The sequence below is a fragment of the Streptomyces spinosisporus genome (assembly GCF_022698145.1).
In the GTDB taxonomy this organism is placed as follows: Bacteria; Actinomycetota; Actinomycetes; order Streptomycetales; family Streptomycetaceae; genus Streptomyces; species Streptomyces spinosisporus.
On sequence record NZ_JALDAX010000001.1, the window covers coordinates 299,356 to 319,898 of the forward strand.

17 protein-coding genes are annotated in these 20,543 nt (G+C 72.6%); 12 read left to right on the top strand and 5 right to left on the bottom strand.

The annotated features are described in order from the left end of the window. The first annotated feature begins 551 nt into the window (after positions 1 to 551). Positions 552 to 1,205, top strand: coding sequence for a Tat pathway signal sequence domain protein (locus tag MQN93_RS01305; protein WP_242707924.1), 654 nt, complete (start codon positions 552 to 554; stop codon positions 1,203 to 1,205). An 18-nt stretch (positions 1,206 to 1,223) separates the two neighbouring features. Here MQN93_RS01305 and MQN93_RS01310 read toward each other — a convergent pair whose 3' ends face one another. Beyond that, positions 1,224 to 2,174 (bottom strand): lytic polysaccharide monooxygenase auxiliary activity family 9 protein, encoded by a 951-nt coding sequence (locus tag MQN93_RS01310; RefSeq protein WP_016431988.1) that lies wholly within the window; start codon positions 2,172 to 2,174, stop codon positions 1,224 to 1,226. 270 nt (positions 2,175 to 2,444) lie between these two features. Between MQN93_RS01310 and MQN93_RS01315 the strand changes: the two genes are divergently transcribed. The 3 genes from MQN93_RS01315 (at position 2,445) to MQN93_RS01325 (ending at position 5,265) form a co-directional block, all read left to right on the top strand. Then, the gene (locus MQN93_RS01315; RefSeq protein WP_016431987.1) at positions 2,445 to 3,326 is read left to right on the top strand and encodes a ScbA/BarX family gamma-butyrolactone biosynthesis protein; all 882 of its coding nucleotides are present in this window, start codon (positions 2,445 to 2,447) and stop codon (positions 3,324 to 3,326) included. Between the two features lie 70 nt (positions 3,327 to 3,396). Further along, positions 3,397 to 4,044, top strand: coding sequence for a ScbR family autoregulator-binding transcription factor (locus MQN93_RS01320; protein WP_016431986.1), 648 nt, complete (start codon positions 3,397 to 3,399; stop codon positions 4,042 to 4,044). A gap of 51 nt (positions 4,045 to 4,095) precedes the next feature. After that, positions 4,096 to 5,265: a damage-control phosphatase ARMT1 family protein gene (locus MQN93_RS01325; RefSeq protein ID WP_242707925.1), complete on the top strand. Its 1,170-nt coding sequence runs from the start codon at positions 4,096 to 4,098 to the stop codon at positions 5,263 to 5,265. Positions 5,266 to 5,849: 584 nt separating this feature from the next. On the opposite strand, the gene MQN93_RS01330 is transcribed toward MQN93_RS01325, so the two are convergent. Then, positions 5,850 to 7,112: a cytochrome P450 gene (locus MQN93_RS01330; RefSeq protein WP_016431984.1), complete on the bottom strand. Its 1,263-nt coding sequence runs from the start codon at positions 7,110 to 7,112 to the stop codon at positions 5,850 to 5,852. Positions 7,113 to 7,298: 186 nt separating this feature from the next. Between MQN93_RS01330 and MQN93_RS01335 the strand changes: the two genes are divergently transcribed. The 8 genes from MQN93_RS01335 to MQN93_RS01370 all read left to right on the top strand — a co-directional run bounded on the left by MQN93_RS01335 (position 7,299) and on the right by MQN93_RS01370 (position 16,413). Then, positions 7,299 to 8,255: an ABC transporter substrate-binding protein gene (locus MQN93_RS01335; protein WP_016431983.1), complete on the top strand. Its 957-nt coding sequence runs from the start codon at positions 7,299 to 7,301 to the stop codon at positions 8,253 to 8,255. A 50-nt stretch (positions 8,256 to 8,305) separates the two neighbouring features. After that, on the top strand, positions 8,306 to 9,127 hold the full coding sequence (locus MQN93_RS01340; RefSeq protein WP_016431982.1) for an ABC transporter permease: 822 nt from the start codon (positions 8,306 to 8,308) through the stop codon (positions 9,125 to 9,127). Next, positions 9,124 to 10,023 carry an ABC transporter permease gene (locus MQN93_RS44150; RefSeq protein WP_242707926.1) on the top strand — a complete coding sequence of 300 codons (900 nt, stop codon included), beginning with the start codon at positions 9,124 to 9,126 and terminating at the stop codon, positions 10,021 to 10,023. Before MQN93_RS01340 ends, MQN93_RS44150 begins: the two co-directional genes overlap by 4 nt. Beyond that, complete coding sequence (locus MQN93_RS01350) at positions 10,020 to 10,808, top strand: ABC transporter ATP-binding protein (RefSeq protein WP_242707927.1); 789 nt, start codon at positions 10,020 to 10,022, stop codon at positions 10,806 to 10,808. Before MQN93_RS44150 ends, MQN93_RS01350 begins: the two co-directional genes overlap by 4 nt. Positions 10,809 to 10,928: 120 nt before the next feature. Further along, positions 10,929 to 13,286 (top strand): GTPase-associated protein 1-related protein, encoded by a 2,358-nt coding sequence (locus MQN93_RS01355; protein ID WP_242707928.1) that lies wholly within the window; start codon positions 10,929 to 10,931, stop codon positions 13,284 to 13,286. 186 nt (positions 13,287 to 13,472) lie between these two features. Further along, a complete protein-coding gene (locus MQN93_RS01360) occupies positions 13,473 to 14,132 on the top strand; it encodes a vWA domain-containing protein (RefSeq protein ID WP_037780996.1) in 660 nt (219 codons plus the stop codon). Continuing rightward, complete coding sequence (locus tag MQN93_RS01365; protein ID WP_016431977.1) at positions 14,129 to 15,040, top strand: protein phosphatase 2C domain-containing protein; 912 nt, start codon at positions 14,129 to 14,131, stop codon at positions 15,038 to 15,040. The genes MQN93_RS01360 and MQN93_RS01365 overlap by 4 nt, the downstream gene beginning before the upstream one ends. 17 nt (positions 15,041 to 15,057) lie before the next feature. After that, on the top strand, positions 15,058 to 16,413 hold the full coding sequence (locus MQN93_RS01370) for a protein kinase domain-containing protein (protein WP_242708498.1): 1,356 nt from the start codon (positions 15,058 to 15,060) through the stop codon (positions 16,411 to 16,413). A gap of 6 nt (positions 16,414 to 16,419) precedes the next feature. On the opposite strand, the gene MQN93_RS01375 is transcribed toward MQN93_RS01370, so the two are convergent. From MQN93_RS01375 to MQN93_RS01385, 3 genes are read right to left on the bottom strand one after another with little or no spacing between them, the layout of a single operon-like run. Next, on the bottom strand, positions 16,420 to 18,543 hold the full coding sequence (locus tag MQN93_RS01375; protein WP_242707929.1) for an amino acid adenylation domain-containing protein: 2,124 nt from the start codon (positions 18,541 to 18,543) through the stop codon (positions 16,420 to 16,422). A gap of 48 nt (positions 18,544 to 18,591) precedes the next feature. Continuing rightward, complete coding sequence (locus MQN93_RS01380; RefSeq protein WP_242707930.1) at positions 18,592 to 19,086, bottom strand: hypothetical protein; 495 nt, start codon at positions 19,084 to 19,086, stop codon at positions 18,592 to 18,594. Then, on the bottom strand, positions 19,083 to 20,489 hold the full coding sequence (locus MQN93_RS01385; protein WP_242707931.1) for a hypothetical protein: 1,407 nt from the start codon (positions 20,487 to 20,489) through the stop codon (positions 19,083 to 19,085). Before MQN93_RS01385 ends, MQN93_RS01380 begins: the two co-directional genes overlap by 4 nt. Between the last annotated feature and the right edge of the window lie 54 nt (positions 20,490 to 20,543).

Genomic DNA, 20,543 nt, shown 5'->3' on the forward strand with positions numbered 1-20,543 from the left:
CGGACAGCGGCGCACGCCTCCTGACAACTCCCGGCGGGTGCAAGGGCTTTCACGTACTCCGCAGTAGCCGAACCAGGAAGTTACCCGTGGTTACATTTAAGGGTCAAGGGAGTTGTGGAAAAAGAGTGTCGGTTGTGCCTCACCTGTGGTTCCGTCCTCCGGTGAAGCCGCCGCACACTTCTTGATCAGCCGTCAACTCTGCCTCGACGCCTTGACGTTGACTGAGTCTCAGGTCTACAACTGCCCCTGGCTTCCCCCAGGATCCGTGGCGCCGGATCCCCGTCGCGCGGTATGACCCGCGCTCCCGGAATCCCACACACCCCCACGTTCTCGACGGCTTCGCACGGGTACTTCCCCTGACCCGTGCGGGCCGGCTTCCCCGCCCGGTCCCGGCAGGCGGCCCTTCCCACGGGTCCTCTGCCGGTCACCGGCCGGTCGCCGTCGCCGGTCCGTCGCGTAGGAGAAGGCGTCACGGACCGGTGGCGGCGGACGCAGTCCAGCGTCCCCCCACGCCACTTTCAGCCCCCACATCCCAGAGAAGAGGCCCCCGCATGCGTACTCGCACCCTCGTCACTCTCGTCGGCGCCGTAGCCGCCCTCTCCATCCCGGCCGCCGTCCCCGCCTCCGCGGCCGACACCGCCGTCCTGACCACCGGTTCGGCCGGCGGCACCGCCGTCGCGGTCGGCGACGTCCTCACCGCACCGCTCGCCTCCGGCACCAACGCCACCCTCTACTCCAGCGCGACCGGCACCAGCGGCGTCGTCTGCTCGTCCTCGACGTTCACCGCGAGCGTCACCGACAACCCCGCCGCGCCGGGCACCGCCACCGAGTCGGTCACCGGGCAGAGCTTCGACAGCAGCAGCTGCACCAGCAACGTCGTGGGCGTGACCGGCGTCAGCAGCATCACGGTCGACAACCTGCCCTACACCACCACCGTGACCTCCGACGGCGCCCTCACGGTGACCCCGGCGAGCGGCTCCACCATCCAGACCACGGTCAAGCTGAGGACCCTGCTGGGCAGCATCACCTGTGTCTACCAGGCCCCGAGCCTGACCGGCACGGCGAGCAACGACGACAGCAGCATCGCCTTCACCGACCAGGAGTTCACCAAGGTGTCGGGCTCCTCGCTCTGCTTCAGCAGCGGCTTCTTCAGCGCCAAGTACGGCCCGGTGACCGACAACGGCGCGACGGTCTACGTCAACTGACCGCCCCTTAGGGCGACTTCAGCGTCGACGCAGACGCAGCGCCAGGGCGGCGCCGCCGGTGAGCACCAGCACCGCAGCGGCGCCGCCCGCAACCATGGGCGCGGACGGACCGGAGTCCGCGGTGGAGGAGGAGGCCACCGGAGTGCTGTCGGGGGCGCCGGTCTGCTGCTGCGGCGTCGCCGCGTGCGCGGCGTGCGAAGGGGTCGTGGAGGGGCTCGTGGAGGACTCCGGTGTCCTCGAAGGGCTGCTGCTCGCGGCCTTCTTGCCGCCGCTCTCCTTCGCGTCCCCGGCCGACGACCCCGCCGCACCGCCGCTCTTCCCGCTGCCGGACGCCGACCGGAACACGACGTCCGAGCAGGAGTAGTACGTGTCCGTCGTGCTGCTGTTCTGCCAGATCGTGTAGAGCACATGGTGCCCGGTCCGGTCGGACGGCAGCTTCGCCGTGATGCGGTACGCGCCGCTCGTCAGGGCCGGGTCCCTGACCGCGGCAAAGGGCTGTTCCGCCAGCGCGGACCAGGTCAGCGGCTTCTTCGGGTCGTAGCCCTGCTTGGTGAGATACAGCTTGAACGTGCCGGTGTGCGGGATCGTCGAGGCGTACTTCATCGTCATCGTCGCGCCCGGCGTCAGCGTCGTCGACGGCCAGTCGGAGCGCGCGAGGTCGAGGCCCTTGTAGGCGGGCAGGCCGCCGCTGCACAGCTTGCCGTCCGGGATGACCTGCCGGTCCCTGCCGCCCACGTCCGGCACCCGCAGGTTGTCCCACATCGTGAAGGGGCCGCCGTTCGCGGCGATCGCGGCTCGGCAGGCCGCCGACCCCGAACTGCCGCCGTCGGGGGAGCAGGCGTAGACCCGGCTGACCGGATCGGTGGGCGCGCCGTGCGCCTGCGCGGGGTTCGCCGCCCACAGAGGGAGCAGGAACGGGGTGACGAGGGCGGCCGTCAGGGCGGTGCGGTGTGCGGTCATCCGGGGCATCCGGAACGTCTCCTCGGCCGGCGCGGGAACAGTGTGCTCCCGGTGAGTACGGACGACGGGCGGGACGCGTTCATCGTGTGAGCCCCGGAGTGAAAGAGGGTGCCCGGTATCCGAACGTGCGCCCGGCGCCGCCCTTTCACCTGCGTCGTCCGTCTCTGGAGGCCACCTCCGTCTCATTGAAAACCAACCGGTCGCCTCGTACTCTGGCGGTCGCCGGTACGGGCCTGTCCGTCTGGTCTGTCATCGCTTTCGGGGGACCGAGGGAGGGACATGCCTCAACCGACCCTGACGGCCACCGTTCCCCGTCAGCTCGTGCACCGGGCTGCCATCGCGGAAACGTTCCTCACCGACTGGGAGAGGACCGGGGCGGACCAGTTCCGGCTGTGTGCGCAGTGGCCACGGGCCCACCAGTTACACGTGTCCCCGGACCGCTCCGCCTACGAGCCGCTGCTCGTCGCGGAGACCGTGCGCCAGTGCGGGGCGCTGCTGTCCCACGCCGAGTACGAGGCCCCGCTCGACCACTGCTTCGTGCTGAAGGAACTGCGCCTGACCACACGCCCCGAGCACCTCGCCGTGGGGAGCGCACCCGCCGAACCCGTCCTGGACGTCAGGGTCTTCGACGTCCGCCACCGGGCCGGCCGCCCGACCGCGTTCCGCTACGACACCGACGTACGCGTCGGCGGTGAGCGGGTCGCGAGCGCGCACATCTCCGTGAGCTGGACCAGTGCCTCGGTCTACCGCAGGCTGCGCGGCGGCCGCACTCCGGACACCGTCTCGGCGCTGCCGCCCGCGCCCGCGCTGCCCGCGGACGCCGTGGGCCGGGCGCTGGCGGCGGACGTCGTGCTCGCGCCGCCCGACCGTCCGGGGCGCTGGCAACTGCGAGTAGATACCGCCCATCCCGTTTTCTTCGACCATCCGCTCGATCACGTACCGGGCATGCTGCTGCTGGAGGCGGCGCGTCAGGCGGCGCACGCGACCACCGGTCTGCCGGGCTCGTCCGCGGCCTTCCGTTCCACCTTCCATCAGTACGCAGAGCTGGACAGACCCACCTGGATCGAGGTCGTGGACGCGGACGGAGAAGGGATCCGGATCCGCGGAACACAGGGTGGTACGACGGTCTTCGAGTGCGCCGTGGGCGCCGCCGTAGGGTGAGATATCGTTCACGGGGAGTAAAAAACAAACAGCACGACCCGTTCGTTCCAGTCCCAGGAGTGTTCAGCCGATGGCGAGGCAGTTACGCGCCGAACAGACCCGCACGACGATCATCGCGGCCGCAGCAGACCTGTTCGACCGCCGCGGCTATGAGTCGACCAGCCTCAGCGACATCGTCGAGCACGCCCACGTCACCAAGGGCGCGCTGTACTTCCACTTCGCGGCGAAGGAGGACCTGGCCCACGCGATCATGGAGCTGCAGTCCAGGTCCCTGCGGGACCTGACGGCCGAGATCGACGCACGGGGCTACTCCTCACTGGAGACCCTGATGCGCATCACCTTCGGCGTCGCCCGGCAGTCCGTCGAGGGCCCGATCCCACGGGCGGGGCTCCGGCTCGCGACCGGGGGAGTCGCCGTGCGGCCACCGCTCAAGCACCCCTTCACCGAGTTCCGTGAGATGGCCACCCGCAAGCTCCTCGGCGCCGTCAAGGAGTCCGACCTGCACACGGACATCGACGTCGACGCCATCGCCCACTCCCTCGTCAGCTTCTACGTCGGCACCCGCATAGTCGGTCGGTCGCTCGAACCCGTCACCCGCCAGCCCCGCAGACTCGCCGAGATGTGGTACGTCATGATCCGCGGGCTGGTCCCGGTCACGCGCCGGGCGCCGTATCTGAACCTCGCCACCCGGTTGGAGCGAGAGATCAGACCGGCGTGACGGGATCCGATGTGATCTTGCCGGAATCCTGACGGGACTAGGGTGAGGCGCATGTCCGACATCCCGTTCGCGCCCGTGATCCTCGGTGATGAGCCGGGTTCCTTCCCGCACTCCGTGCTCGCCGAGCGGCACCCCGCGATCATCCGGCAGGTGCGGGAGGCCTTCCCCTACGGTCCCGCACAGCACCGCGCACTCGACGCGCTGCTCGCGAGCTGCACCGAGGGCGTCGTCGAACCGCTCCCCGCCGATGCGCACGACCGGGACCGCTGGGAGGAGTGGGGAGCCGGCGCATACACCGGCCGGTCCTGGTTCAAGATCCCCTGGCTGTGGTCGGAGAGCTACTTCTACCGCCAACTGCTCGAAGCCGTCGGCTACTTCGGCACCGGGCCCTGGCAGGGCGTCGACCCGTTCCGCCCGTTCAAGCTGGCCGAACTCGACTCGCCGGAGACGGACGAGGAACTGGCCGCGCTGGACGCCCTGTCCGCCGACGACCAGGACCGGGCCCTGCTGCACGGCTCCCTCTGGGGCAACCGCGCCGACCTCGGTTTCCGCCTCTCGACCGGGGACGCGGGCCCCGCGGACGCCGCCCCGGGTCTGGTCGCCGACGACAGCGCGGCCCTCTGGGCGCTGCTCCCGCCGTCCGGTGCCGGCACGCTCTGCCTGATCGCGGACAACGCCGGACGCGAACTCATCCCCGATCTGCTGCTCATCGCCCACCTCCTGGAGCGGGGGCGCATCGCCCGTGCCGTGCTGCACGTCAAGCCGTACCCGTACTACGTCTCCGACGCGACGACGGCCGATGTGCTCGACGCGCTGAGGAGACTGACCGGGGCGCAGGGCGCCGCCGTCGAGTACGGCAGCATCCTGTGGTCGGCGATGACCGACGGCCGCCTCGTCCTGCGCGCCCACCCCTTCTCCAGCGCCCCGCTGCCGTTCGCCGACCTGCCGGCCGACCTGCGCGCCGAACTCGCCACGGCCACGCTGACCATCGTCAAGGGCGACCTCAACTACCGCCGCCTGGTGGGCGATCGCCTGTGGCCCCCGACCACCCCCTTCGCCGACGTCACGTCCCACTTCCCCGGCCCGGTGGCCGCCCTGCGCACCCTGAAATCCGACGTGATCACCGGCCTCACCCCGACCACGGAGGCCACCCTGACAGCAACGGAACCCCAGACCTGGCGCACAGCCGGCACCCACGCCCTGATCCAGGTCCGCGCCTGAGCCCGGGGCCGTCCTAGGGCGGACCGCCGTAAGTCCGGCCCGAGTTCTGACTCGACCACGGCCGCACTGGCCGGCAGCAGAGGGGCGGAGCTGCCGAATCGACGGCACATCCGCCCCGATCCAGGTCGGGGCCCGTGTCCCGAGCTGTTTGTTCGGGGTCCTGCCGTGGGGTCGTCTGTGCCTGGGCTGGGCCGTGGCCTTGTTTGTGTCCGGGCGGGGTCATGAGGTTGTTCGTGTCCGGGCTGGGTCATGGGGTTGTGTGTCCGGTCCCGCCAAAAGGCCGCCTGAGTCCGACCCCCGCCCTGAAGCCACCCCAATCAACGCCGGGCCACGAGGCCGTCTGTGCGGGCCGCCATGAGGCCCACCCGATTCCGGGCCCCGCTTCGAAGGTCGCTCTGACCGGTGTCGGAGGGTCAGAGCTCACGGACCGGTGGCGCATACGGCCCTGGTCCAGGTCTGGGCCTGAACCCTGAGCCGTTCGTGCCTGCCCCGCCACGAGGCCGCTCGTGTTCGGGCCCGGTCAAAGGGCCGTCCTCGCCCGGCCCTCCCCCCCCAAGGCCACCCGAGGCCCCCGCCTCGCCCCCTCAACTCACCCGCACCACAAGCGACTTGATGCCGTTGATGAAGTTCGACGTCAGCCGTACGGGCGGGCCCGTCGTCCGCAGGACAGGCAGCGTGCGCGACGCCTCTTCGTAGAGCACGCGTAGTTGCAGGCGGGCGAAGTGGGCGCCCAGGCAGATGTGGGGGCCGTCGCCGAAGGAGATGTGGGGGTTCGGGGCGCGGGAGAGGTCGAGGTGGTCCGGGGTGTCGAAGGCCCGTTCGTCGCGGTTGGCGGAGGCGTGGAAGACGACCACCTTGTCGCCCGCGCGGATGCGCCGCCCTGCCAGCTCGGTGTCCTCGGTGGCGGTGCGGCGGAAGGTGAGGACGGGCGGGTGCCAGCGCAGCAACTCGTCCACCACGGTGGGGAGTTCGGACCTCCCTGCGCGGAGGGATGCGTACGCCTCCGGGTGCTCGGCCAGCGCCAGCAGCCCCCCGGGAGCGGCGCTGCGTACGGTGTCGTTGCCCGCGACGGTGAGCAGGAAGAAGAACATCTCCAGCTCGGCGTCGGCGAGTTCCGTCTCGTGCGCGAGTGTGGTGAGCACGTCGTCGGCCGGGTGCCGGCGCTTGTGCGCGGCGAGGCGCTGGGCGTAGTCGAACATGTCCCGGAGCATGGCCGGGGAGCGGGGGTTGACCGGTTTGCCCGCCGCGTCGAGCACGGGTGCGCCCGCCTCGTCCGGGTCCTGGTAGCCGATGACCCGCTGCGTCCAGTGCAGCAGCAGCCCGCGGTCGCTGTCCGGGACGCCGAGCAGGTCGGCGAGGTTGAGCAGGGCGTAGTCGTCGGTCACGGCCGCGACGAGGTCGACGGTGCCGTCCTGGGCGCGGGCGTCCCGTAGCGCGGCCGCGAGCAGGTTCCGGGCCCGCTCCCGTGCGACCGACGTGAAGCGGTCGATACGGCCGGGAGTGAAGGCGCGGCTGACCAGACGCCGCAACCGCCCGTGCCGCGGCGGATCCTGATTGAGCATCATGCGCCGGATGAAGGGCAGATCCGCCGGGTCGGGATCGCGGATCTGGGTCGCGCCGAGGTGGGAGGAGTAGGCCGCCGAGTCCCTGAGGACCCGTACGACGTCCGCGTGCCGCGTCACCGCCCAGAACCCGGGCCCGGCCGGCCAGCCCAGCACCTCGGGCTCGTCCTGCCACACCACGGGGTGGTGGTCGCGCAGGACGCGATAGGCGGCGTACGGCACTCCGGCGGCGTACTGCCGCGGATCGAAGACGTCCGGGACCTGCGGGGCCTCGCGCACATTCATGCGACCACGGTGGCGCGGCGGATGCGGCCCGGGCAAGACAGCGCTCCGTGCCGCCCCTGTGGGACGCATCCGTGACGGCAGCGCGGGAGGATGAGACGGGATGACGGATTGACAACTCCATCGATCAACATGTGGTGATCATGACAAATCCCTGGTACTCATGCCCGCATGGCGTTACGTCGATCGATGCCGGGAATCGGAAAGCCGGCGGTCGTCCTGGCCGCCCTGACCCTGCTCCTCGCGGCCTGCGGTGACGACAAGGACGACTCGGACTCCGCGGGCGGCGCACGTACGAAGTTGAGAGTGGCGGCGCTGCCGCTGACGGACTCCGCGGCGCTCTATCTCGCCCGGGACCGCGGGCTGTTCGAGAAGGAGGGGCTGGACGTCACGATCCAGCCGGTCCAGCAGAGCATCCAGGCCCTGCCCGCTCTCGCCAACGGCCAGGTCGACGTGATCGCGAGCGCCAACTACGTGACCTTCCTCCAGGCCGACGAGAAGGGCACCCTCGACGTCCGTGTCCTCGCCGAGGGCGTACGGGTCGCGCCGCACATGATGGACGTCCTGGTGCCGAAGGACTCGGGCATCAAGAGCGTCGCCGACCTCGCGGGCAAGAAGGTCGCCGTCAACATCCTCAACAACATCCAGTCCCTGACCCTCAACGCGATCCTCGACGCCAAGGGCGTCAGCCGGCCCGTCTACCGCCAGATCGCCTTCCCGCAGATGGGCCCCGCCCTGGAACGCGACCAGGTGGACGCCGTGCATGCGGTGGAGCCCTTCGACAGCGCGATCCAAGGCGACCTGAAGGCGAAGGTGCTGCTGGACGGCGGGGCGGCGCCGGTGGAGTCGCTGCCCATCAGCGGCTATGTCACCACGCAGAAGTTCGCCGCCGGGCACCCCAAGGAGGCGGCGGCCTTCCGGCGCGCGATCGAGGCCGCGTCGAAGATCGCGACGCAGGACCCCGACGCCGTACGCCAGGAACTGCCCAAGTACACCAAGGTGACCGCGGGTCAGGCGGAGAAGATCCGGCTGCCCTCGTACCCGGCGACCACCGATGCCGCGCAGCTGCGGCGGCTGACCGAACTCATGAAGAAACAGGGGCTGTTGAAGAAGGATCTCGATCCGGCGACGCTGCTGGTCAAGTGAGACGGCCGGTCGCATGAGACGGCTGGTCGCGTGACACGGCTGCAGGTGAGGTGAGACGGCTGAAGAGGCTGAGGCGTCCGAAACGGCGGCAGGAGCTGTGGCTGGGGCTGCTCGGTGTGCTGCTGGCCTTCGGGATCTGCGAGGCGGTCGGCCGCGCGGGCGTGGTCCGGCGCAGCTATCTTCCGCCCGCCTCCGAAGTCCTCGCGCGCGCCGTGGAGTTGGGCGGCGACAGCGCCTTCATGGACGGCGTCGGCGCCACCCTGAAGGCGTGGGCGCTGGGGCTCGGCCTCTCCGTCGCGATCGCCGTCCCGCTCGGCCTGCTGCTCGGCAGTGTGCCGCTCGTCGACTCCGCCGTACGCGTGATCGTGGAGTTCCTGCGGCCGCTGCCGTCGGTCGCGCTGATCCCGCTGGTCTCCCTGCTCCTCGGCACCGGTCTCGAGACCGAGGTCACGCTGATCACGTACGCGTGCGTCTGGCCCGTCCTGTTCAACACGATCTACGGCCTCGGCGAGACCGACCCGCTCGCCAAGGACACCCTGCGCGCCTTCGGCTTCGGCCGGCTCTCGGTACTGCTGCGGGTCGAACTGCCCGGCACGGCACCGTTCATCGCCGCCGGTGTCCGGATCTCGGCGGCCGTCGCCCTCATCCTCGCCGTGGCCACCGAACTCCTCTCCGGCTTCGGCGAGGGCCTCGGCATCTTCATCGCCCAGGCGGGCCTGGCCACCGACGGCACCCGGGACGTCCTGGCCGGCGTGGTGTGGGCAGGCGTTCTCGGACTGGTCATCAACGGGGTTCTGGTGTGGGGCGAACGGCGGCTGTTCCCGTGGACACCGGAGCGGCGGGCGGAGCGGGCGGCTGTGGTGCGGCCGTGAACGGGACCCGGGGTGGCGGCCCGAAGCCGGCGACGGCTGCGGCGAGGAGCCGGAGCGGGGGCGGGGGCGGTGGCGGTGGCGCACCGCGCGGGGGAGCGACGAAGGGTGCCGGGAGCGCGTGGCGGCATCTGCTGCTGCGCCTCGCGGTCCTCGTCCTCGTGTTCGCCGTCTGGCAGTTGGCCGCCGAGGCGCACGGCAGCGTCTACTTCCCGCCCCCGGGCCGTATCGCGCACCACATGTACGAGCTGTGGTTCTCGGGGCCCGTCCGGCGGGTGTTCCTCACCGACGCCGCCGTGGCGGACGTCCTGCCGAGCCTCGGGCGAATGGCGGCCGGGTTCGGGATGGCCGCCGTCGCCGGGATCGCGCTGGGTGTCGCGGTCGGGCGCTCGCGCCGGGCGTACGCGCTGTGCAATCCGGTGCTGCAGTTCGCGCGGGCCGTGCCGCCGCCCGCGCTGGTGCCCGTCTTCGTCGTCGTCCTCGATCTGGGTACGCAGATGCAGATCGCGTCCATCGCCTTCAGCGCCGTATGGCCGGTGCTGATCAACACGGCCGAAGGGGTCCGCAACACCGACCCGCTGCGGCTCGACGTGGCGGCCGTGCTGCGCCTCCACCCCGTGGAGCGGCTGTGGTTGCTGCTGCTGCCGTCCGCGCTGCCTCGTATCTTCGCGGGCCTGCGCCTGAGCCTGTCGCTCTCCCTCATCCTCATGGTCTTCTCCGAACTGCTGCCGGGCAGCGCCAACGGCATCGGCTTCACCCTCACCGACGCCCAGTCCCGCTCCGACCTGCCCACCGTGTGGGCCGCCCTGCTGCTCCTCGGCATCCTCGGATATCTCCTCAACACCGCCCTGCTCGCGGCCGAGAGACGGCTCGTCGGCCGGGGAAGGAGCACGGCATGACGCTCCGCCTCGACTCCCTCGGCCAGCGCTACGGCGAACAGGTCGTCCTGCACGGCATCGACCTCACCGTCCCCGACGGCCAACTCCTGTGCGTCGTCGGCCCGTCGGGCTGCGGCAAGTCCACGCTGCTGCGCACGGTCGCCGGGCTGCAGCCGGCCTACGAGGGCTCCGTCTCGATCGACGGCACCCCGGTCACCGGCGTGCCCGACCAACTGGCCGTCGTCTTCCAGGACTACGGCCGCTCCCTCTTCCCCTGGCTCACCGTCCGCGACAACGTCGCCCTCCCGCTGCGCCGCCGCGGGCTGCCCCGGGCCGAACGGCGCGAACAGGCCGAGCGCATCCTCGAACGGGTCGGCCTGGAGGGCGCCGGGCGCCGCCACCCCTGGCAGCTGTCCGGCGGCATGCAGCAGCGCGTCGCCATCGCCCGCGCCCTGGTCTGCCACCCCTCGCTGCTGCTCATGGACGAACCCTTCGGCTCGCTCGACGCGCAGACCCGCGAGGACCTGGAGGACCTCCTGCTGGAGGTGCACCGCAGCGACGGCGCCACCATCGTCTTCGTCACCCACGACATCGACGAGAGCGTCTACGTCGCCGACCGCGTCGTCGTCCTCTCCCCGGGCCCCGCCTCCCACCCGGTCCTCGACCTCCCCGTCACCCTCCCCGCCGAACGCGACCAGATCACCACCCGAGGGCTGCCGGAATTCGTGGCCCTGCGAGCAGAGGTGGGCCGCGCGGTACGGGGCTCCGAACCGAAGGCCCCGGCCCACCCCGACCCCCGCCCCTGACCGAACAGCACCCGAACCCCGTCCCCACCCCGAGCGGCAGCGTGCCGTCCGCTTCTGTGCGCCCCGTGTCAGCTTCCGTGTCCTGCTGCGGGGTTCGGGACTGATCGTCAGAATCGGAGAATGGCCATCCGTGAACTCAGCTACGTGCTCCGCCGTGACCCCGCTTCGGGTGCCGACCGGTTCACGCCTGTCAGCGAGGTGCCGGAGGGTGTGCCGGACGATCTGATGCAGCGGGTCATCGCGGCCACGCACCGTGCCGCGCCCGCCCTCGGCGCCGCGCTCAGCTACACCCGGCTGCCCCACCGCGACGGCGGCGGACTGCTGTGCAGTGTGCGGCCGGACGAGGAGTCGGACGGGCTGCGGGTCGACGCCCGGTACGAGGCGGGGGAGCCGGAGGACGACCGGCGCTGGCCCGTCGACGCGTTCCGCAGGAGCACCCTGGACCGCGACGGCGGTACGGGCTTCGCACCGCGCGACTGGTGCTGGGACCACGCGCTGCTGACGAAGTTCGCGTCCGAACAGGCCGCGCGCATCGCGCCGTTCCTCGCCGACGTCCGCGCGCTGTTCGCCGACCCCGCAGGACGCCAGATCGTCCTGGCCGAGCGGGACCAGGAGACCGTGGCCCGCTGGATCGCCCTCGCCTGCGCCTCCCTGCCCGTCACGCACGCACGCGCACTGACGTTCACCACCCACTGCGCCGACCCCGGCCTCGCCCCGCAGCAGATCCTCGGCATCGGCCCGGACCTGGACAGCGAGGTCTTCGACCGCTACGACGACTCCACCGTCACCCACCTCTTCCGCGTGCACGACGGCCTGGGCGGCCCGGGCAGCCCGCCCCGGTCCGACCCCTGGGCGGAGCTGGCCGCCCGGCTGTGGCGGGAGGGCGTGGTCCCCCGGACCGACGAGCACGAGGCCGGCGACCCCTTCGCCGTGCTGCCCCTGGCCCGCCGCGCCCTCACCGCCCGTTCCGGGCAGGCCCTCACCGGCCTGCCCGAGGAGGTACTGCGCGCGATCCTGTCCGCCGCGGTCCGCGTCGCCGAACAGGGCCCGCCCGACATCGGCACCGCCCACGACCTCGCCGACCTCGCCCGGCAGATCGCCGAGCACCGCCCCGACGCCGTCCAGCCGCTCGCCGCGGCTCTCCTGCGCAGCCGTGCGAAGGCGGCGGACCCGGTGAACGCCGTACCGACCCTGGAGGCGGCCCGCGCCGACCTGCCGCTCGACGAGGGAACCTGGCGCACGGTGCGCTCCGAGTTCGGCCCGCCACCGGAGGACGAGTTGCGCAGGCTGCTGCGCCAACAGCCGTCCACCGCCTGGGAGAAGCCGCTGCGCGCCCTGCTCGCCGCCGGGGGCGACCGCGACCGCGGCTCCGTCCTGGACGAGGCGGAGTTCAAGATCGCGCGCGCCCTGAACCGGCCCGACCAGCGGCGCGCCTGCGCCGACGCGGTTGCCCTGCTCGAAGCCCTCGGCGACCGGGCCCTGGTCCGCCGGATCCTGGAACGGCTCGCCGAGGGAGAGGAGGAGCGCCGTATCCGTGCCCTGCGCGACCTCGCCGCCTCACCGCACGGCGACTGGCTGCGCGACCATCTCGACGGGGCGCCCCGCGCCGTACGCCTGGCCGCGTCGGCGGGGTACCGCAGCCGGGGCGCGTACGGCCTGACGGGGGTCGACCTCTGGATCGACCTCGCCCACCGGCACCTGGAGGGCGCGAAGGTGCCCGACGTGCCCACCCTGAAGATCCTGTGGACGCTGGCCTGGCCGTCGCGCAGCGGCGTGGTCCCGGTCGCCGAGCAGAGCAGGATCACCGAGGTCTGCTCCGCCCGGCTGATCGTCGAGGCGGGCCACGAACTCTCCCTCGCCCACTGGCTGCGGCACCCGGAACGCATCGACGAGCGCTACCTCGACCTCGCCCGCGCCACGACCGACGCCAAGCGGCTCCTGCAGCCGGAGGTCGCCACCGCCCGGCTCGTCGTCTTCGCCCACGACTTCGCGCGCGGCGAGGAGACCCTGGCGGACGCCATGGAACGCCTGCCCCTCCTCGAGGAACGCGCCGGACGGCTGGAGGGCGTGCTCCGGGAGAGGATCGACTCCTGGATCGCCCGCGGAGTCACCCGGGCCGACCCCTACGAGGTCCACGGCACCGACGCACTGCGCCGCTACGCCGTCGGCAGCATGCGGCTGCTGACGCTCTACCGCGAGGCCGTGCACAGCGCACGGCGCGAGGGCGGCGCGCTGGAGGCCCGCGCCCTGTGCGAACCGCGGCGCATGGCCGCGCTGTTCTTCGCCTGGGCGGAACTCCACCCGGGCCAGACGGGAGCCTGGCACGACCTGTCCCGCCATCTGATCGACGAGGTGCTCGGAGAAGCGCTGCGCCACATGGACCGGCGGGCCCGCAGCGAGGTGGCCGCGGTCCTGGACGGCTGGGGCGGGCAGCGCTGGGTGCAGGCCTGGAACCAGTGGTGGCAGTCGCCGAGGTGACGGGGGCGCACAAGGGGCGCACAGCGAGAGCGGTGGAGGTTGTCGTGCCTCGCGAGTTGCCCGGGGCACCAGATCTTCGCCGCTTTCTCAACTAGGCTGGTACCGAAGGAAGTCCGGGCCCGCCTCGGGCCCACCTCGGGGGAGAGGACCAGCGTGAGCGACACCTTCGATCTGCCCGGCGGCAGCATGGCGAGCCGTCCCGTGCACTTCATCTGGCTGCTGGACTGCTCCGGCTCGATGAGTGTGAACGGCAAGATCGCCGAGCTGAACTTCGCCATCCGCGAGGCCATCCCGGAGATGCAGTCGGCCGCCCGGTCGAACCCCGGCGCCACACTCCTCGTCCGCGCGGTGTCCTTCGCCAGCGGCGCCAGCTGGCACATCAACGACCCCACCCCGGTGGACCAGTTCACCTGGGAAGACCTGCACACCTACGGCGGCACCGACATGGGCGCGGCCTTCCGCCTCGCGGCCGGTGCGCTGCAGACGCCGCCCATGCCGCAGCGCGCCCTGCCCCCGGTGCTGGCACTGGTCTCCGACGGCCAGCCCACCGACGACTGGCGCTCCGGGCTGCGCGCCATCGACGACACGCCCTGGGGCAAGCGCGCGGTGCGCGTCGCCCTCGCCATCGGCGACGACGCGGACAAGAGCATGCTCAAGGAGTTCCTCGCCAACCCGGAGCTGGAGCCGCTGCAGGCGAAGAACCCGCGCCAGCTCGCCGCCGCCATCCGCTGGATGTCCACGGCCGTCAAGGCCGCCTCGACGCCGCGCGCCGACGGCGGCGGCCCCGTGCAGGCCCCGCCGCCCGTCGCGCTGGACAAGGGCGAGGACGAGAACCCCATCTGGTGACGGGCGTCGTGGCACCGGCCGAGCGGTGGGAACTGCTCCGGGGCGAGGTCAAGGGCGCGGCCAAGAAGTACAGCCAGGACCGCTGCGCGGCACGGCAGGTGGCGGACGGCCGCGCCGTCGTGCTCGCCGTCGCCGACGGACACGGTTCGGCACCCCACTTCCGCAGCGACCTCGGCGCGCGCTGGGCCGTCGAGGAATTCGCCGCCTGCGCCGAGGAGTTCGCGCTCTCTGCGGTCCGCCACGACGACGCCGAACCGCACGCCGCCGAGGACACCTGGTGGCAGGGGCTGGGCGAACTGCGCGCCTGCGCCCGCCGGTTGCCCCAGCTCGTCGCCCACCGCTGGTACGAGCGGGCCACCCTGCACGACTGCAACTCCCCGGCGCACGGCACACCCCGGCACACGCCCAAGGGCCCCGAGCACGCGTCCAGGGGCCCGGACCTCACCGCCTACGGCACCACGCTCGTCGGCGCCGTCCTGACTCGGCGCCTGCTGGTGTGCTGGCAGCTGGGCGACGGCGACGTCGTCGTCCTGGACGCGGCCGGGACGCCGTACACCCCGCTCTACACCGGCCCCGACCTCGGTGACGAGACGGACTCGCTGTGCGCGCCCGAGTCCTGGCACCGCGCCCGCTGCCACTGGCAGCCGCTGACCAGCGAAGGCCCCTCGGGCGTGCTGCTGTCCACCGACGGACTGTCCAAGAGCTTCACCGACCACCAGGGCTTCCTGGACTTCGCGGCCGGTGTGCAGGGCCGCGCCCATGAGCTGGGGATGCCGGCGGTGCGCAGCCGGCTGCCGGAGTGGCTGAGCCGTGCCGCCCAGTACTCCGGCGACGACACGACACTCGTGGGCGCCTTCGAGGCCGAAGGCCACGCCGCGCCCCGGCAGAACGACGCGCCACACACGTGAGCCACGAGAGGAACCGCATGGTGAACGGCATGCTCGCCCCCGGGCAGACCCTGGTGACCGAGGAGGGGGAGAAGGTCAAGGTCGCGGACATGTTCGGCTCCGGCGGCCAGGGCGAGGTCTACCGCGTGCGCACCCGCAAGGGCGACCGCGCCCTGAAGTGGTACTACCCGCAGATCGCGGACAACCGCCAGCGCCAGATCCTCGAAGGCCTGATCGCCTGCTCCTGGAGCGACGACCGGTTCCTGTGGCCGCAGACCGTCGTCGTCGACGCCGACGGCAGGCTGCCCGGCTTCGGCTACCTGATGGACGTACGGCCCGACCGCTTCCGCGACCTGCCCGCGCTCTTCCGCCGCGACCCGGCGATCGCCGCGACCACCCAGCGCACCCTCGTGACGGCCGCCCTGCACACCGTCGAGGCCTATCGCGCCCTGCACGGCAAGGGCATCGCCTACCGCGACATCAACTGGGGCAACATCTTCTTCGACCCGCACACCGGCGACGTCCTGGTCTGCGACAACGACAACGCGGTCTTCGAGGGCGAGAGCGCGGGCGTCGCCGGCACCATGGACTTCATGGCACCGGAGCTGGTCCGCGGTGACCGCGGCGCCCAGCCCGGCATCCAGAGCGACCTGCACTCCCTCGCGGTCCTGCTCTTCCTGCTCCTGATGAACCATCACCCCCTGGAGGGCGCACTGGCCCTGCAGATCCGCTGCCTCGACGAGAACGCCCGCAAGAAGCTCTACGGCACCGACCCGGTCTTCCTCTACGACCCGAACGACACCCGCAACCGCCCGGTGCCCGAGGAGCAGCAGACGGTCGTGGCCACCTGGGGCGCGCTGCCGCCCATCCTGCAGCGGCTGTTCGTGGAGACGTTCACCGACGGTCTGAAGAACCCGCTGCGGCGGGTGCGCGAGAGCCAGTGGCGCGACGCGCTCAGCGAGGTCCTCGACACCATCTGCGTCTGCGCCTGCGGCCGGCAGAACCTCACCGAACCGAACGGCCCCGCCCCGCACTGCTGGGGACAGAACTGCGGCCGTCCGCTCACGCTACCGCCGCGTCTGCAGCTGACGATCGGCTCGGGCAGGACGCGCACCGAGCCCCGATCCGTCCGGCTCGGCCCGCAGGCCCGGCTGTACGCCCACCACATGGTCGTGGAGGCGGAGCGGCACGACTTCACCGCCGTCGTCGCCGAGGTGACCGAACACCCGCAGCAGCCCGGCCGGTTCGGCATCACCAACCGCTCCGGGACCCGCTGGACGGCCCGCCGCTCCGACGGCTCCGTGCACGACGTCGACCCCGGCCGCACCATCGGCCTGAGCACGGGCCTGCAGCTGGAGTTCGGCGGCGGCGCCGAGGCCGTCGTACGCGACTGAGAACCGTCAGCGGCCGAACGGCCACCATCTGCGCCACCGGTAGCGCCAGGTGTACGACGGCTGCTGTCCGGGCGGCAGCAGACGCGGCGGCACGGGGACCGCGGGAAGGTCCGCGGACGCCGCGTCGGCCGGGACCGCGAGGGCGTCGGGGCGGGGCACCGCGGCGACCGTCACGCGATACGCGTCCGCGGTCACCGGGAATGCCACATGGCCCTCGGCGAGGAAGCGGCTGCGGGCCACCCGCCGCTCCTCGCGCCGCCCGCCGCCCTCCCAGGCGACCAGCACCAGCACGGCCGGCTCCGGCCACTCGAACCGCACCGCGGCACGGTCCACACTGATGCGATGGGCCGTCAGATCCCGTACGGTGCCCGGTCGTTCGACCACGACCGCCGGTCCGGTCAGGGCCCGGTCGCCCAGGGTGCTCAGCGCCGTCATCCGGACCCGGGACCGCTCCGGGACGGCCACCTCCACCGACGGCTCGGGTGTGGCCGGGGACGGCGGCGCCGTCCGGTCCGTGCGCCGGGAGACGTCCGTGCCCGGGCGGACGGGACCGCTCGGCCACGACACCACGGTGCTCAGCCCCTGCTGCGGCGGCCGCCAGGTCAGCGCCACCCGGTCGCCGTCGCCGACGAGACGGCCCACCAGGTCCTCCACCTGGTCGGGCCACTCCTCGGCACGGACGGGCACCTGTACGCCCTCGGACCAGACCGTGCCGCCCTCCGGACCCGGATACGCGCAGCGGATCTCGTACAGATAGGAACCCGCGGCGAGCGGCACGTCCCGCAACCCGTCCCGCTCGCACTCCACCGGATCGGCCCACACGTTCGTCGCCTCCTGCGCGCGGCGCTCCACCTGGATCTCGACACAGGCCGGGTCCGCCCGCCAGCGCAGCCGCACCCCGTCGGGCACGAGGGAGACGGACACGCCGGTCACGTCGGGCGCGATCACCACGGCCTCGGACGCCAACGGCACCCCGGCGACCATGTCCTGACGCAGCGGTACGACGGCGTAGCGCACCGCCCTGCCCACCGGGGCGTCCTCCTCGCTGTGCTGCAGCGGTTCCGAGGCCTGCTCGCCGCCGAGCACCGCCAGTTCGGTGAGGTCGGCGGGCGTGCCGTCGGGGAAGCGCACCACCCGGAACGCGACCGGTTCCACGCCGGGCCGCGGTGGGGGCCAGGTGAGGCGGACGGTCCGCTCCTCCACGACCACGTCCAGGTGCGGGCCGGGATCCGAGGCACCGAGGGCGTCCGCGGCGCGCGCCGCGGCGCCCAGCAGACCCGCCTCCACCGCCGGGTCGTCCCCGGCCCGGCGCACGGCCTCGAACCGTGCCTTGACCGCGGCCCGCACGGAACCGCCGGCCTCCAACCGGGCGGCCCTGTCGAGCAGTTGGTGCACCGCCGCACGCTGTGCGCGCACCTCGTCCAGCAGTCGGGCCAGTACATGGTCGCGGCCGGTGTCGGGCACCTGCGCGGCCGCCTTCTCGGCGCGGCGCAGCCGCCGGTCGGGCCACAGGTCGCCGAGCCGTTCGGCCGTCTCCCGGGCCGGACCGTCCTCGGGGAACCCCAAGGCCACCGCCGCCGCCAGACAGCCCGCCTCGTCCGGGTGCACCCCGAGGTCCTGGGCCGCCTTCTCGGTCGGCCCCGTGTCCGCGTCGCGCAGCAGACAGGCCAGCTGCCACAGCAGCAGCCGGCGCAGCCCCATCGGGTCGTGCCGTGCGTACGCCTCCAGCGTGTCCGCCACGGCCACCGCGCCGTCGGCCCGTGGATCATCGCCGGCCTGCCAGCCGGCCCGGACCTGGCGCACGTACTCCTCGTCGACCCGGACCCACCGTGTGCCGCGGCCCCGGAACCACAGCCCGTCCAGGACCCGGAACGTGTCGTCGTCCGCGGGGCGCGGCGTCGCCCCGAAGGCCGTTCTCCCGGGCGCCGGGGGCGGCCGCAGCGCGTCCGCCACATGCCGGAATTTCAGCGCGGCCAGGTCCTCGCGCAGCTTGGTGTAGCCGTGCATCGCGGGGAAGCAGGGCAGGTCGGGCAGGGGCGGCCGCGCGGCGGCGCCCCCGGCCTCACCCCCGTCCCCGGCTCCGCCCGGCCCGTCCCACGCCGCCCGCTGTCCGGGCCGCCACTGCGCCACGCTCCACGGTCCTTTCCTCGTGCCCGCCGCCGCACCGTCCACGGCCCGCTACTCGACGGGCTGTGTGTAGAAGTACACGCGCACCACCGCCGTGTTCGCCGCCGCGCTCAGGTCGAGGAAGTCGTCCGTCGCCATCCGCTTGCCGAACATGTCGGGCCGCGCCTTGGAGAGCTGGCCGTTGACGCTGTGCGCGTACACCGTGCCGCCCTGCCCGCCGCCGAACGTCAGCACCAGGGCCGCCGTACGGCCCTTCCACTTGGCGGTGGCGGAGCGCAGCTGACGCTGCAGGGAGCCCTTGTCGGTGCCGTGCACCTTGAACTTGATCGGCGAGCGCGACACGCCCTGCGGCCCGGTCGGCGAGGGGTCCGGCGTCGAGGGGGCGGAGGTCGCGGGGGTCGGGGACGGCTTGGGAGGGTCGGCCAGCGGGTCCGGGCGGTCCGCCATCGACACCAGCGCCAGCACCAGCAGCAGGTCGGCGAAGAGCCAGCCGGCGAGGACCACCACTCCGGGGCGGCGGGTGCGGCGCCGGGGGCGCGTGCTCACACCTCACCGCCGTCCGGACGCCGGCGCCGGCCGAACCGCAACTGCATGGTGCCCTGGGTGCCGTTGCCGCCGTCGGGATACTCGTACGCATGCCCGTCCGAGGGAGCGGGCGCGGTGCCGTTCGGGGCGGGCGCACCGTTGCTCTGTCCGGGGAACACGGGGTTCTGTCCCGGGAGCACGGGGTTCTGTCCCGGGAGCGCGGGCGGGCCCGGGGGCACCTGGCGTGCGCTCAGGGCACGCACGGCCTGGTCGAGACGGGCCGCCGCGTCCTGCCAGTGCGCAGCCGCCGCGTCCCAGCGCTCGGTCGCCTCCCGCATGCCGTCCACGACGTCGTTGGTCCGTCCGGCGCCCGCCGCGACGGCCAGCGCCGCCTGCTCGGCCGCGTGCGCCGCCGCCCCGGACTTGGACGCGAGCTCCTTCTGCTCGGCGACCAGCGACGAGAACGCGGACTGCACCTCGCCGGAGGCCGACTTGAGCTGGTCCGCGATCAGCCGGGCCGACTCCTTGCTGTCCTGCCGCACCTGGTCCGTGGCGCTCGTACCGGCCGTGACGGCGGCCTCGACGCGGGTCGCCGCCGTCGCCAGCCGCGGCACCTCCGCCGTGAGCGCCCCGGCCGCGTGCTGCAGCGCGTCGGTGGCCTTGGCGACCGCGTCCGCGCCGTCCGACAGCCGCTTGTGGCTGCCGTTGGCCTTCTGCAGCAGGCTCTGCAACTGCTGTGCGGCGCGCGTGAGTTCCCTGGAGAACTGGTCCGGGGACGCGGCCCGGTGCGGGGCGATCGACAGCTGCACCCGGCTCAGCAGCGAGGCCAGCGAGCCGAGCAACTGCTCGTCGCCCGCCTGCCGGTCCTCCTCCGCCCGCTCGGCCCGGGTCCGGGTGTGCGCGTGCCACACCGACAACAGCACCAGCAGGGTGATCAGCACGACGGCCATCATGGCCACGTTCTCGAACCGGCCCACCGCCGCCAGATGACCGCCGAAACCGGTCTGCCAGAGCTGGAGGAAGGGCCGGGTCGCCTGCTTGGGGTTGTCGCGGCTCAACTCGCCGTAGGCGCGCACCGCTTCACGCAGCCCGAACCAGGTGACCAGCAGCGGGATGAACACCAGCACACCGAGCACGGCCTCCAGTACGCCGTCGCGCGGGGCCCGCCGCCACCAGGGCGTGCCGGACGGTGCGCCCGACGGCACCGAGGCGAGGCTCTCCGGGCGTACGAAGGTCTCGACGAGGTCGAGTTCGGCCCAGGTCTGCAGCCGGTTGCCGGCGTCCAGGTCGGCGGCCAGCGTGCGCAGTTCGGGCCTGCGGGCCGCGAGCCGTTCGGGGTGCTGGTCGAGCAGTTCCCTCAGCTGCGTGCCCAGCACCTTGCGGTCGAGGAAGTTCGGGTCGTTGGGCTTGGGTGCGGTGGACAAGCGAGTTCTCCTGACTCGGCACCGGGACCTCCGGTGCTCCTGCGATCGGCGGGC

Bases quoted from the DNA above. Each gene is read 5' to 3' on its own strand.
- MQN93_RS01305 (WP_242707924.1), top strand. From the start codon at position 552: ATGCGTACTCGCACCCTCGTCACTCTCGTCGGCGCCGTAGCCGCCCTC.
- MQN93_RS01310 (WP_016431988.1), bottom strand. From the start codon at position 2,174: ATGCCCCGGATGACCGCACACCGCACCGCCCTGACGGCCGCCCTCGTC.
- MQN93_RS01315 (WP_016431987.1), top strand. From the start codon at position 2,445: ATGCCTCAACCGACCCTGACGGCCACCGTTCCCCGTCAGCTCGTGCAC.
- MQN93_RS01320 (WP_016431986.1), top strand. From the start codon at position 3,397: ATGGCGAGGCAGTTACGCGCCGAACAGACCCGCACGACGATCATCGCG.
- MQN93_RS01325 (WP_242707925.1), top strand. From the start codon at position 4,096: ATGTCCGACATCCCGTTCGCGCCCGTGATCCTCGGTGATGAGCCGGGT.
- MQN93_RS01330 (WP_016431984.1), bottom strand. From the start codon at position 7,112: ATGAATGTGCGCGAGGCCCCGCAGGTCCCGGACGTCTTCGATCCGCGG.
- MQN93_RS01335 (WP_016431983.1), top strand. From the start codon at position 7,299: ATGCCGGGAATCGGAAAGCCGGCGGTCGTCCTGGCCGCCCTGACCCTG.
- MQN93_RS01350 (WP_242707927.1), top strand. From the start codon at position 10,020: ATGACGCTCCGCCTCGACTCCCTCGGCCAGCGCTACGGCGAACAGGTC.
- MQN93_RS01355 (WP_242707928.1), top strand. From the start codon at position 10,929: ATGGCCATCCGTGAACTCAGCTACGTGCTCCGCCGTGACCCCGCTTCG.
- MQN93_RS01360 (WP_037780996.1), top strand. From the start codon at position 13,473: ATGGCGAGCCGTCCCGTGCACTTCATCTGGCTGCTGGACTGCTCCGGC.
- MQN93_RS01370 (WP_242708498.1), top strand. From the start codon at position 15,058: ATGGTGAACGGCATGCTCGCCCCCGGGCAGACCCTGGTGACCGAGGAG.